Source organism: Leifsonia sp. EB41 (genome assembly GCF_041262565.1).
In the GTDB taxonomy this organism is placed as follows: Bacteria; Actinomycetota; Actinomycetes; order Actinomycetales; family Microbacteriaceae; genus Leifsonia.
The window spans coordinates 3,025,892-3,038,629 of the sequence record NZ_JBGCCJ010000001.1 but is presented as its reverse complement, the minus strand read 5'-3'; the positions used below and the strand labels follow the sequence as shown (position 1 = coordinate 3,038,629).

10 protein-coding genes are annotated in these 12,738 nt (G+C 70.5%); 2 read left to right on the top strand and 8 right to left on the bottom strand.

What is annotated here, in order from left to right; translation table 11 throughout:
- Window positions 1–33: 33 nt before the first annotated feature.
- Entirely contained in the window at window positions 34–1,335 is a 1,302-nt protein-coding gene (locus ABH923_RS15075; RefSeq protein WP_370056205.1) for a hypothetical protein, read from the bottom strand.
- Window positions 1,336–1,597: 262 nt separating this feature from the next.
- Window positions 1,598–2,785, bottom strand: coding sequence for a metallophosphoesterase (locus ABH923_RS15070; RefSeq protein WP_370056204.1), 1,188 nt, complete (start codon window positions 2,783–2,785; stop codon window positions 1,598–1,600).
- A gap of 200 nt (window positions 2,786–2,985) precedes the next feature.
- Between ABH923_RS15070 and ABH923_RS15065 the strand changes: the two genes are divergently transcribed.
- Entirely contained in the window at window positions 2,986–5,085 is a 2,100-nt protein-coding gene (locus ABH923_RS15065; RefSeq protein ID WP_370056203.1) for a potassium transporter Kup, read from the top strand.
- 10 nt (window positions 5,086–5,095) lie between these two features.
- Here the strand turns inward: ABH923_RS15065 and ABH923_RS15060 are convergent, their stop codons facing one another.
- The 4 genes from ABH923_RS15060 to ABH923_RS15045 form a co-directional block, all read right to left on the bottom strand.
- Window positions 5,096–5,806: an alpha/beta fold hydrolase gene (locus ABH923_RS15060; protein ID WP_370056202.1), complete on the bottom strand. Its 711-nt coding sequence runs from the start codon at window positions 5,804–5,806 to the stop codon at window positions 5,096–5,098.
- Window positions 5,807–5,893: 87 nt separating this feature from the next.
- The gene (locus ABH923_RS15055; RefSeq protein ID WP_370056201.1) at window positions 5,894–6,136 is read right to left on the bottom strand and encodes a three-helix bundle dimerization domain-containing protein; all 243 of its coding nucleotides are present in this window, start codon (window positions 6,134–6,136) and stop codon (window positions 5,894–5,896) included.
- 61 nt (window positions 6,137–6,197) lie between these two features.
- Window positions 6,198–7,823, bottom strand: coding sequence for an amidohydrolase (locus ABH923_RS15050; protein WP_370056200.1), 1,626 nt, complete (start codon window positions 7,821–7,823; stop codon window positions 6,198–6,200).
- The gene (locus ABH923_RS15045; protein ID WP_370056199.1) at window positions 7,820–9,250 is read right to left on the bottom strand and encodes a cytosine permease; all 1,431 of its coding nucleotides are present in this window, start codon (window positions 9,248–9,250) and stop codon (window positions 7,820–7,822) included. The genes ABH923_RS15050 and ABH923_RS15045 overlap by 4 nt, the downstream gene beginning before the upstream one ends.
- Window positions 9,251–9,333: 83 nt before the next feature.
- Between ABH923_RS15045 and ABH923_RS15040 the strand changes: the two genes are divergently transcribed.
- Window positions 9,334–9,990, top strand: coding sequence for a TetR/AcrR family transcriptional regulator (locus tag ABH923_RS15040; RefSeq protein WP_370056198.1), 657 nt, complete (start codon window positions 9,334–9,336; stop codon window positions 9,988–9,990).
- A 71-nt stretch (window positions 9,991–10,061) separates the two neighbouring features.
- Here ABH923_RS15040 and manD read toward each other — a convergent pair whose 3' ends face one another.
- Window positions 10,062–11,309 carry a D-mannonate dehydratase ManD gene (gene manD, locus ABH923_RS15035; RefSeq protein WP_370056197.1) on the bottom strand — a complete coding sequence of 416 codons (1,248 nt, stop codon included), beginning with the start codon at window positions 11,307–11,309 and terminating at the stop codon, window positions 10,062–10,064.
- Window positions 11,306–12,724, bottom strand: coding sequence for a mannitol dehydrogenase family protein (locus ABH923_RS15030; protein ID WP_370056196.1), 1,419 nt, complete (start codon window positions 12,722–12,724; stop codon window positions 11,306–11,308). The genes manD and ABH923_RS15030 overlap by 4 nt, the downstream gene beginning before the upstream one ends.
- Window positions 12,725–12,738: the final 14 nt, after the last annotated feature.

Here is a 12,738-nt window from a genome sequence, read left to right as displayed (position 1 = left end):
GCATCCACTGGACACCGGGGCCGTCGTCACGCGCTACTTGAGCGCGTTGATGATGCCGTTCACGTCCGGCGTCCCCCACCCGGTCGGGCGGTCCCAGCCCGCCGTCGCCGAGTAGCCTCCGCTGAACGTCGGGGTCGTGTTGCTGCCGACCGTCACGTCGTAGAGCAGGCCCTTCGACGCCCAGCTCTGCGCCTGCTGGCCGACGTTGCCGACCGTGTGCCCGACCGCCTGGATGGTGTCCGCCGTCAGGGCCGCCCACTGCGGCGAGCCCGCCGACGTGCCTCCGAAGAAGTAGAGGCCGTTGTTCGCGCCGCCCAGGAACCCGAGGTACGTGAGCACTCCCGTGTAGACGCTGGCGTTGTAGGCGACGTCGGAGCCCTGCTTCGACGTGAACAGGCTCGGCGCGCCACCGGTCTCGCCGACCACGCCGAAGGCGCAGGTCAGCGGGCAGTTCGCGAAGTCGCCCCAGACCGTCTCGCGCGGCTGGTTCAGCCCGCTGCCCGCCCAGAGGTTCGTGCCGCCGACCGAGGTCACGTTGAGGTCGGAGGCCGGGAAGGCGTAGTTCGCGAAGCCGGCGCCGTTGTCGGAGCCGCTGTCGCCCGAGGACGCGAAGAGCGACATCCCCTGGGCCGCGCCCTGCGCGAGGGCCTTCACGCCCTGCGCGGTCTGGCCGTTGTTGGCGTTCGGCGACTTGATCAGGTTGTCCGCCTCACCGAAGCTCATCGAGAGCACGTTGCCGAGCTTGTTGTCCACCGCGTACTTGATCGCGTTGTCGATCGTCGCCCCGCGGTCGTTCGCCGCCACGACGAGCGCGATGTTCGCGCCGGGCGCCACCGCGTGCGCCCACTGGACGTCGAGCGAGGTCTCCTCGGCCCAGCCGGTCTGCGTCTTCTTGCCCGTCCAGGTCGGCTTGCCGCCCGGGTAGTACACCGTCAGGTTCGGCGTCGGGAGCCCGAACGCACCGGAGAACGCCGCGAGGTCCGACTGCACGGTCGGGCTGCCGAACGCGTCGACGATGACGACGGTCTGCCCGGTGCCCGCGGGGACGCCGTTGATGGTGGCCGGGATGTCGTACGCGGCCCGGATGCTGTCCGGGGTCTGGCAGGCCACCCGGCCGGCGGTCTGCGCCAGGCACTGGGCCGGCGTGAACGACGGTGTGACGGCGCTGGTGGAGAGTCCGGCCTTCTCGACGATCGGATGGACGCTGTAGACGCCGCTGGTGTCGGGAGTCGCGGCACTGGGTGTGGCCGCGGACGCCGGTGCCGTGACCGCCACCGCGAGCGCTGCGGCTCCGGCGATGGCGAGGCTGACGGAGAAGAACGAAGAACGTTTCATGGTGCTCCCTTGTCCCGCCGCCGCTCCAGCGCGACGGCCCGAGATGCACCCTAACTCGGGGTGGACGGACCGGTATAGAGATTGGTGCACCATTGCATTCTGAGAAACCATTCAGAGACGCAACGCTCTCCCCCGATTCGCGCCGAATGCGCACACACGCTGCGCCGAACGCCGCTTTCGCGCCGAATCTCGGCGTTGCGCATTCGTGCCGAATGTCGACTCCCGGGGTGCGAGAGGCGACATTCGGCACGAATCAGCACCATCAGCCGTTGCAGGTGCCGGAGCCGGTGTCGGAGTAGTTCAGCACGCTCGCGGGCTGGCCGGCGCCCGCGAGGGCCGGCGTGTAGGAGTACTCGTAGCTGTGCTGCTTCAGCGTGAACTTCATCGTGCCGTAGCCCTGGTCGAAGCCCGTGAGCACGTTCGCGTTCGCGTAGCTGCCGTCCGCGTTCTTCGCCAGGGTGTCGAGCGCCTCGCCTCCGGTGCCGATGATGAACTCGGGGATGCCGCGCTTCGGGTCGTACTGGCCGGCGGGGTTCATCGGCTTGAGGTGCGCGTAGGCGTGCTCGTGGCCGTTCAGCACCAGGGTGGCGTGGTTGGCGTAGAGCAGCTTCCACCAGGCGTCCGCAACCTGGCCCTCCTGGCCGCCCGCGCCCGGATCCCCGGCGCCGACCGTGGCGGTGGAGGCCGTGGTCGCGCTGAACGTCGGCTGGTGCCAGTAGGCGATCGTGCACTGCTGCTGGTTGCTCTTCAGGTCGCTCGCCAGCCAGGTCGTCTCCTGCGCGAGGAGGCCGCTGTCCGTGGTGGAGCAGTCGTTGCCGAAGGCCGCCGAGTTGCACTCCACGTTCAGCGAGATGATGTGCCAGTTGCCGAGGTTGTACGAATACCAGCCCTGGTTCGCACTGGTATCGTCGCCGGCCTGGCCCGAGGTGTTCGGGGCGCCGGTCTGGTCGTGGCCGTTGAAGTAGGCGAAGTAGCCGTTGCCGTTCTGGCCGGCCTCATTGTCGCCCTTCTTCGTGTAGGAGTAGTACTCGTGGTTGCCCGGCGCCGGCTTCTCCAGGAACTTCAGGCCGCCCCAGGCCTGCTCGAAGGAGCCCTCGAAGTCGCTGAGCTTGCCCACCTGGTACTGCTCGTCGCCGAGCAGCGCGACGGCGTCCGGCTTCATCGCGTCCGCCTGCTTCGCGGTCGCGAACTCGGCGTCGTAGCCGCCGAGGCTCGGGCTGCCGCACTTGAGGCCGGCCGGGTTGGCGGCGTTGTCGCTGTCGTTCGGCTCGCACGCGATGTCGCCGACGGCGGCGAGCGTGAAGGTCTTGTCGTTCTGCGCCTTGACCGCGGAGTCGTAGGGCCAGCCGTTGTCGATCACGGGCGCGGCGACGGCCGCGGCCGTGGTGAGGAGCGTCGCGGCGACGACGCCGACGGCGATCATGGAGAGCTTGCGGGTTCTGGAACGCATCGAGATCCTCCTGAGACTGGTGAGTCGACCCCCCCGGACAGGTGTGAGCCTCGGAGCAGCGGGCGTCGCCCGGGTGAACCGTCCCCGACCGGCGGGTGAACGCTCCCTGCGGACTCTCACAGGATTCGGCCTCGCGGCAACCCGAACCCCCAGCGAGTCGGCGACTCACGGCGTGCGACAAGTGGCGTAGCGTGACCGGCGTGCACCAGAACCAACAGCATTCACCGGAGAAGGTGGCCGAGCGGAGTCCCTCGCCGCAGAGCGATCAGCCGAACGGCCAGAGCGATCAGCCGAAGGGACAGGGCGATCAGCCGAAGGGACAGAGCGACCAGCCGAAGGGACAGAGCGACCAGCCGAAGGGACAGAGCGACCAGCCGAAGGGACAGAGCCGTCCCCCCAAAGGGACGGACCGCCGGAAGCGACTGCTGTTCGGGGCGGCGCTGGCGGCGCTCGGGGTCGTCTTCGGCGACATCGGGACGAGCCCGCTCTACGCCCTGAAGACCGTCTTCCTGCTCGACGGCGGTGCGGTGCGCGCGAACCAGGGCGACGTCTTCGGCGTGATCTCGCTCATCTTCTGGAGCGTGACGGTCATCGTCTCGATCAAGTACATCGGCATCCTGATGCGCGCCGACAACGACGGCGAGGGCGGCGTGATGGCGCTGGCCGCGCTCGCCCAGCGCCTGTACGCCAAGAACGCGGGCAAGGCCGGCACCCTCCTCGTGGTCGGCATCGTCGGCGTCTCCCTCTTCTACGGGGACTCGATCATCACCCCCGCGATCAGCGTGCTGTCCGCTGTCGAGGGCCTGCACGTCACCGTGCCGGCCATCTCGCACCTGGTCATCCCTATCGCCGCGGTCATCCTGATCGCCCTGTTCGTGGTGCAGAAGTTCGGCACAGGGAAGGTCGGCGTGCTGTTCGGGCCCGTCATGGTGCTGTGGTTCGCCGTCATCGGGGTCGCCGGGCTCGCGATGGTCGTCCAGTTCCCGGCGGTCCTGCTCGGCCTGTCCCCGACCTACGCCATCGCCTTCCTGATCAGCAAGCCGCTCGTCGCCTTCGTCGCGCTCGGCGCGGTGGTCCTGGTCATCACGGGAGCGGAGGCACTCTACGCCGACATGGGCCACTTCGGCCGGGCGCCGATCAGCCGGGCCTGGTTCTTCCTGGTGTTCCCCGCGCTCGTGCTCAACTACCTCGGCCAGGCCGCCCTCGTGCTCCACGATCCGGCGGCGCGGGCGAACCCGTTCTTCCTGCTCATCCCGGAGTGGGGCCGGCTCCCTGTCGTGATCCTCGCGACCGCCGCGACGGTGATCGCGAGCCAGGCGGTCATCTCCGGGGCGTACTCGCTCTCCCGCCAGGCGGTGCAGCTCGGTCTGCTGCCGCCGCTGACCGTCAAGCAGACCTCCCAGCACGAGGGCGGGCAGATCTACCTGCCGGCCGTCAACCTCCTGCTGTTCATCGGCGTGATGGCGGTCATGCTCTCGTTCGGCTCGTCCGACCGGCTGTCGACGGCGTACGGCATCTCGGTGACCGGCGCCCTCGTCGTGGACACCGTCCTGCTGCTGCTCGTCGCGCGGCCGCTCTGGAACTGGGCGCCCTGGAAGATCGTCCTCGCGGCGGTCGCCTTCGGCGGCCTCGAGCTCAGCTTCCTGGCGGGCAACCTCTCCAAGATCATCAACGGCGGCTGGGTGCCGCTGCTGATCGCCGGGGTCGTCATCCTCGTCATGACGACCTGGCGCCGCGGACGTCAGCTGGTGCAGGCCGACCGCCTCAAGAAAGAGGGCTCGATGGAGCAGTTCATCGAGGAGATCCGCAAGAAGAAGCTGCCGCGGGTGCCCGGCATCGCCATCTTCCCGCACCCGAACAAGAACACCACCCCGCTGGCGCTGCGGGCCAACGTCAAGCACAACCACGTCCTCCACGAGCACGTGATCATCGTGGGGGTGAGCACCGCGCAGGTGCCGCACGTGCCGGCGGCTGAGGCCTTCGAGTACGACCCGCTCGGCTACGCCGACGACGGCATCGAGTTCCTCAACATCACCTTCGGCTTCTCGGACGACCCGGACATCCCGCGCGCCCTCCGCGCCGCGGTCCGGGAGGGCGTCCTGCCGCTCGACTCGGCGAACTTCAAGCAGGCGTCGTACTTCATCTCCCGCGGCGCCATCCGGATCACCCGGAAGGACAGCATGGTGCCGTGGCGCCGGTCGCTGTTCGTCGCGCTCGCCCACAACGCCGCGAACCCGGCAGCCCGGTTCGGGCTGCCGGCGCTGCGGACGGTGACGATGGGGAGTGACGTGGAGATCTGAGCGGAGGCGCTCAGCTCTCCGCGGCCGCCCGGATCACCTCCGCGATCTCCGCGTGCCTCGGGATGAACGCCGTGTGCGAGCCGTCGACGTGCGAGGTCGTCGCCTTCATGCGCTCGGCGTAGAACTCCTCCGCCTTCGGCGAGATCGCGTTGTCGTGGTCCGACACCACGAACCAGCTCGGGATGTCCTTCCAGCCGGCGGCGGTCGCGTTCTGGGTGAGGGAGGCCACCGCGAGCGGGCGCTGCGTGGCGTACATCACGGCCGCGGCCTCCTCCGAGGAGTCGCCGCAGAAGACCTCGCGGAAGCGCTCCTTCTTCACGTAGACCTCCGGGCCGCCGGGCGACCCGACCGCGTCGTACGGGGTCGGCTGGTTCTCGGTCGCCAGCAGCGGGGCCGGGAACGGCTCCTGCGCGCTCACGCAGCTCTCGCCGACATCGAGGCCGAAGGCGGCCAGGTAGACGAGGGCCTTCACGTTGCCCATCCCGGCGGAGGCCTGCGTGATCACGGCGCCGCCGTAGGAGTGGCCCACCAGCACGACGGGTCCGTCGATGGCGCCGACGACCCGGGCGACCGAATCCGCGTCGGTGAGCAGGCTCCTGAGCGGGTTCGGCGGTGCGACCACCGGGTAGCCGGATGCCTCCAGGTCGCCGATCAGGCCGGCGAAGCCGGACGCGTCGGCGAAAGCACCGTGAACGAGCACGATCGTGGGTTGTGCAGCCATGAGTCTTCCTTCGTTTCAGTGGGTGAGGTGAACGTCGCCATCCTGAAACCGACCCACCGCGCGCGGCAAGACCCGACCGCTCGACCGCTACGGGGCGGAGCCGGTCTCCACGTCCAGCTCGGTGCGCACCTCGTGCTCGACCAGCACCGGCACGAAGTCGCGCACGGGCGCGTCCTCGTACTGCTCGTAGTGCTCCTCGACCAGCTGGTCGATCTGCTCCTTCGGCACCTCGGGGAAGCGGTCGCTGAGCCGCTCGGCAGCGCGCTCGAGTGCCACGGTCTCGTCCTGCAGACCTGCACCCTGGGTGCGCTTGTCGTATTCGCTCGTCATGCCGCGATTGTCCGCCGGGAGACGCAAAAGGCAAGTTAACGTCTGCTGAGAGAGCGACCCGTCACGCGGCGTACACCGTCCGCCCCGCCACGATCGTCTCGATCACGCGCGCCCGCAGCAGGGACGACGCGCCCTCCGCGAAGACGTCCGCGTCGAGCACCGCGAGGTCGGCGGCGTAGCCCGGCGCGATCCGCCCGCGCCAGTCGCCGTCGCCCACCGAGGCGGCGGCGTCCCGGGTCGCGTGCGCGACCGCGCGCTCCAGCGGCAGGGCGTACTGCGGGTGGACCGCAGGGACGGTCGGGTCGAGCGCGGACGCCCGGGTGGAGGCCACGTACAGGTTCGCGAGCGCCTGGTGCGGCGCGGTCGGCGAGTCGGTCGAGAAGGCGAGGAGCGCGCCGGCGTCCTCGTACTCCGGCCACGGGAAGGCCCGGTCGACCCGGTCGTCGCCCAGCATCTCGGCCCAGTTCTCGAAGATCGCCGGATCGGAGTGCACCGGCTGCATCGACGCGGTGACGCCGAGGCGCGCCATCCGCTCCGCCGTCCCCGGCGCCGCGTACTCGAGGTGCTCGATGCGGTGCCGGCGCGGGCGGTCGCCGTTGACGGCGACGGCCTGCTCCAGCGCGTCGAGCGCGAGCTGGCTCGCGTAATCGCCGATCGCGTGCTGCGCGATCTGGAGGCCGGCCGCATCCGCCGCGGCGACGACCGGCGCCAGCCGCTCCAGCGGCCAGATCGGGTCGGCGTTGCTGCCGTCCGCGTACGGCTGCCGCATCGCAGCGGTGCAGGCGTCGATCACGCCGTCCAGGATGAGCTTGATGCCGACCACGCGCAGCCACGGCGTCGCCGGCTCGGCGGCGAGCTTCGCCGCCCGCTCGACCTGGGCGAGGTTCGCCGCGTCGTCGCCGGTGTTCGTGATGAGCCAGTGCGCCGCGACCCGGAGCGGCAGCTCTCCCCCGCGGCGCTCCTGCGCGCGCTTCAGCGCGGCCAGCCCGAACTCGTCGAACGCCATGTCGACGACCCCGGCGACGCCGGTCGCGAGGTACGCGTCGATCGTGCGCTCGACGTGCTCGTCCCGGTCGGCGTCGGTGGTGGCCTCGTCGCGCTGCGCCCAGGCGTACTGGGTCGCCGCGGTCTCCAGCAGGAGGCCGGTCGGCTCGCCGTCCGCGTCGCGCACGATCTCGCCGCCGATCGGGTCGGGGGTGTCGCGTGTGATGCCGAGCTCGGCCAGCGCTGCGGTGTTGACCCAGCAGGAGTGGTAGTCGTTGGCGTCGAGGTAGACCGGGATGTCGGCGATCACCGCGTCGATCATCGCCGCGGTCGGCGCCCCGCCGGGCACGGCGTCGAACAGCCAGCCGCGCCCGCGCAGCACCGTCGCGTCGGGCTGGGCCTCGCGCGCCTCCACCAGCAGCCGGAGGATCCCGTCGAGGTCGCGCGCGTCGGTCACATACACCTGGCCGAGCGCGGCGCCCATCATCAGCAGGTGCGTGTGCGCGTCGGTGATCCCAGGGAGGACGAGGCGGCCCTGGAGGTCGACGGTCCGGTCGGCGGCGGGCGCGGCGTCGTCCGCGCCGACCCAGTCGATCGTCTCGCCGGTCACCGCGAACGCGGTCGCCCAGGTAGCCTCCGGGTCCGCGTCCGCGGTGAAGACGCGGCCGTTGCGGTAGAGGGTGGTCAGGGTGCGGTCGGTCACAGCCGGCCCTCCTTTCCGAGCCGGGTGCGGCTCAACAGGGCGTACAGGAGCGCGCTCACGGTCATCCCGACCGGCACGGACAGGTCGATGTGGCCGATCGCGGCCGAGAGGGCGCCCGTCCACACGTCGGTCGACAGGCACAACGCCGTCGCGATCCCGCCGATCGCCAGTGCCGTGATGCCGGGGATGCTCCAGCCGCCCGTGTACCAGAACCGGCCTCCGCGCCGGTCGTCGAACAGGTCGAGGCCGTCGTAGACGTTGCGGCGCCGGATCACGTCGACCACGAAGATCGCCATGGCGGGGCCGGAGACCACGACCAGGAACTGCAGCAGCAGGTTGGCGGCCTCCAGCAGGCTGGACGACAGCACCAGGTAGATGGTGAGCGCCGTCCCGACGACGCCGACGATGATCGCGGCCGGGATGCGCTTGAGCTTGAACCCGATCGCCTGCAACGACATGCTCGACGAGTAGGCGGTCATCGCGTTGAGCGCGATCGTGTTCACGATGACGCCGATGACCAGCAGCGGGCCCATCCAGCCCGGGAGCAGGTCGAACAGCGCGACGTCGATGCCCGCGGAGAACGCCCCGGACTTCAGCCCGGTCGCCAGCAGGACTCCCACGATCGTGAACACCACGAACGGGAGGGCGCCGCCGAGCGCCGTCGCCGCGGCGATGTGCGACGGCTTGGTCGAGCGCGGCAGGTACCGGGCGAGGTCCGGGCTGTTGATGAACGACAGCGGGGAGGAGGCCAGGATGGTGAACCCGACCGTGATCGCCGACCAGAGCGCGATCCCGCTCAGCGGGTGCGCGGCCGTGTAGCCCCAGTTCACCGTCGGCAGGATGAACAGCGAGACGCCCACGAAGATCACGAACAGCAGCACCGCCATGACCGGGTAGATGCGCAGGATGAGCGCGTGCCCGAAGATCGCGACCGCGATCGTCACCGCGGAGACCACGATCGTGACGCCGATCGGCACCCAGACCGGGTCGCTCAGCCCGACCCTCCGCAGCAGGTCCGCGCCCATGAAGGAGGACGCCAGCCAGGTCAGCGCGAGGAAGACCGCGCCGATGAACCAGCCGACGAACGCGACGAAGAGCTTGTTGCCGATGATCCCGTACATGGCGCGGGTCACCACCGAGCCCGAGGTGCCGGAGGCCGGGCCGCTGGCCGCGATGATGCCCGGGAACACCCAGAGCAGCGCGGCGACCAGGATCACCGCGACGGCCTGCCAGATCTCCAGCCCCAGCAGGATGAGCGTCGCGCCGATCGTGAAGTTGAGGATGCTCACCCCCGGGGCCGCCCAGACGAAGAACAGGTCGCGGGCGCGGCCGTGGCGTTCGGCGTCGCCGATGACCTCGATGCCGCGGGTCTCGGGTTGGGTGGACACGTCCACGAATTCGTCGGCGCCGATCCGTTCTCGGGTCATGGCGTTCCTCTCTGACTCAGCTCCATTGCTATTGGTCATGTGCCCAATTGGCTATTGGTCAGTCATTCAATAGCATGGGAGGCATGGAGTCAAGAGCGACGTCCGAGAACGCCGAGCAGGTGGCGGTCACGAGCCAGCCCCGATCGCGCAAACCCGCCGAGGAGCGCCGCGAGGAGATCCTCGCCGCAGCGGCCGAGATCGCGATCGAGGAGGGCCTGGAACGGATCACCCTCCGCGCCGTCGCTGCCCGGCTCGGCGTGCGGCCCGGGCTGATCTCCCACTACTTCCCCGCGGCCGAGGACCTCGTCGACGAGGCCTTCGCGCGCGCGGCGACCATCGAGCGCGAGCGCTTCTTCCCGACGGAGGGGCCGCCGCTGGAGCGGCTCGCGCACTTCGTGCAGCACATCGACTCCGGTGCCTCCTGGCCGCTGGCCCGCCTGTGGCTGAACGCGCGTCACCTCTCCCGCTTCACTCCGTCGCTGGAGGAGACGCTGCGCGAGCAGGACGCCCTCGACCGCTCCCGCCTACGGGCCATCGTGCAGGAAGGGGCAGCCGCCAGCGTATTCGCCGACGTCGACCCCGAGTGGGCGAGCATCCGCATCCTGATCGCGGTCGACGGGAGTGGCTCCTACGTCAACAGCGCCGGGGACCTCAGCAACCCCGCGCAGGTGCGCTTCGTCGCCGACGTCGTCGAGTGGACCCTCGCCCTCCCTCCCGGCACCCTCGCCGCAACTCCGTGACCATCGATTCCGGAGTTGTGCACGCGACACGCCGGTCCTCAGCGTGCACAACTCCGGAATTGTTGGTGGGGTCACCAGTCGTGCATGGAGCCGTCGAGGAGGCGGTTCACGGGGAGGTACGCGGGCTGGTACGGGAAGGAGTCGGCGACGACGTCGTCGTAGTCGACGCCGAGGCCGGGGGTCTCGCCCGGGATCAGCATGCCGTCCTCGAACGTGTAGGCCGGGCGGAAGACCTCGTGCGTGTCGGCGCTGTGCTTCATGTACTCCTGGATGCCGAAGTTCGGGATCGCGATGCCCAAGTGGACCGCGGCAGCGAGCCCGACCGGGGACACGTCCGTCGGCCCGTGCACGCCCGACTTGATCTGGTAGACCGACGCATAGTCGAAGATCCGCCGCAGGCCGGTGATGCCGCCGGCGTGGGTGACTGGCGAGCGCACGTAGTCGATGAGCTGCTCCTCGAACAGCTCCCGGTAGTCGTGGATGGTGTTGAACACCTCGCCGATCGCCAGCGGCGTCGTCGTGTGCTCCCGCACCCGGCGCAGCACCGCCTGGTTCTCGGCAGGAGTCACGTCCTCCAGCCAGAACAGGTCGTACGGCTCCAGCGACTTCCCCAGCTTGGCCGCCTGGATCGGTGTGAGCCGGTGGTGCGCGTCGTGCAGCAGCGGCAGCTCCGGACCGAACTCGTTGCGCACCGCCTCGAAGACGGTCGGGATGTGGCGCAGGTAGGCGCGGGTGTCCCACTGCTCCTCCACGGGCACCGCACTGCGGCGCGCGGGCTCGTGGTCGTACCGGGAGGTCGTCCCACCCGCGCCCGCGCCGGCGTTCGCCGAGGAGGCCACCCCGTAGACCGAGGACAGCCCGGGGATGCCGGTCTGGATGCGGATCGCGCGGTAGCCCTGGTCCAGGTGGGCGCGGATGGAGTCGAACAGCTCCGGCAGCTCGGCGCCGGACGCGTGCCCGTAGCAGAGCGTCCCCACCCTGCTCTTGCCGCCCAGGAGCTGGTAGAGCGGCAGCCCGGCCACCTTGGCCTTGATGTCCCATAGCGCCGTGTCAACCGCGGCGATGGAGGCCATCGTCACGGGTCCGCGCCGCCAGTAGGCGCCCTTGTAGAGGTACTGCCAGGTGTCCTCGATCCGGTGTGCGTCCCGGCCGATCAGCAGCGGGACCACGTGCTCGCTCAGATAGGCGGCGACGGCGAGCTCGCGCCCGTTCAGCGTCGCGTCGCCGAGACCGGTGTGACCGTCCTCGGTCGTGATCCGCAGGGTCACGAAGTTGCGGCCCGGGCTGGAGACCAGGACGTCTGCAGCAGTGATTCTCATAGGTGTGCTCCTCGGTGGAATGATGCGGCTCTGACGGCGTCCACCGCGGCCACGATGTCGTGATCGGCCGCCAGGCGCGGGTCGATCAGGGCGAGCAGGCGGGCGGTCGCGTCGACGGACGCGCGGGCCTCGGCGATCGCGGCGGACTCCGCGTCGACCAACGCGCGACCGGCCCTGGCGAGCGCCACCCAGGCGGCGAGCGGGTACACGCACCCGGAGCCGTCCCGGCCCGCCGCGCGCTCGGCGAGCAGGGTGCCCACGATGCGCACCCGCAGTTTGGCCACCGCCTCCGCGGCGATCTGCTCGAGGTTGTGCTCGATGCGGGCGTTCGCGAACCGCTCGATCAACGCGTCACGGTAGCGTCGGAGGTCCAATCCCTCGGCGGGGAGGTGCCGCACCGACTCGTTCCAGTACGCCTCCACCCGCGCACGCAGCGACGGGTCGGCGACGGCCTGCGCCACCGTGCGGTAGCCGCGGGAGAGGCCCGCGTACGCGAGCAGGCTGTGCGCGCCGTTCAGCAGGCGCAGCTTGCGCTGCTCGAACGGCTCGATGTCGTCCACGAACGTCGCGCCGGCCTCCTCCCAGGCGGGCCGTCCGGCCGGGAAGTCGCCGCTCAGCACCCAGTCCGCGAAGGGCTCGGTGACGACGACCGCGCGGTCGTCCCAGCCGGTGACCCAGGACGCGCCGAGGATGTCCTCCTCGGTGGTCCGCGGCGTGATCCGGTCCACGGAGGTCGAGACGAACGACACGGACGCGGCGATCCAGTCGGCGGTCTCGTCGCTCACCTGCCGCGCCAGCGCGTCCAGCCCTCGGGCCACGAACGGGCCGTTGCCGGCGATGTTGTCGCAGGGGACGACGGCGAGCGGGCCCGATCCCGCTCGCCGCCGGGCTTCGAGGGCCAGCAGCAGCCGGCCGAGCGCGGTGACCGGCCCATCGACCACCCGGGCCAGGTCGTCGCCGGACGCGAACGCCTGGCGCAGTCGTTCGATGTCGGCCACGACCGCCCCGTCGTCGAGGCGAGGGCGGCCATCGGGCGTGAGCCGGTAGCCGGGTTCCGTGATCGTGAGCGTGACGATCGCTGTGCGCGGCGCACGGATGCGCGAGACCAGCCGGGCCAGGTCCGCCCCGTCCGACGCTTCGGCGATGCTGCGCACGATGGAGACCTCGTCCTCGTCGGGCGAGCGCACGACGAGGGTGAAGAGGCCGTCCTGCGGCGCCAGCTCGGGGGCGGCGGCGGCGCTGCGTCCGGTGAACGCCGAGATGCCCCACCGGCCGTCCGGGTCGACCGCGGCGGTGTACCAGGCCTGGTGCGCCCGGTGGAACGCGCCCAGCCCGAGGTGCACGATCCGCACCTCCGGGACCCGCCGGACGAAGCCCTGCGTTGCGTCGAACGTCGCGCGGGAGAGCCGGGTCAAGGTTCCGCTGTAGC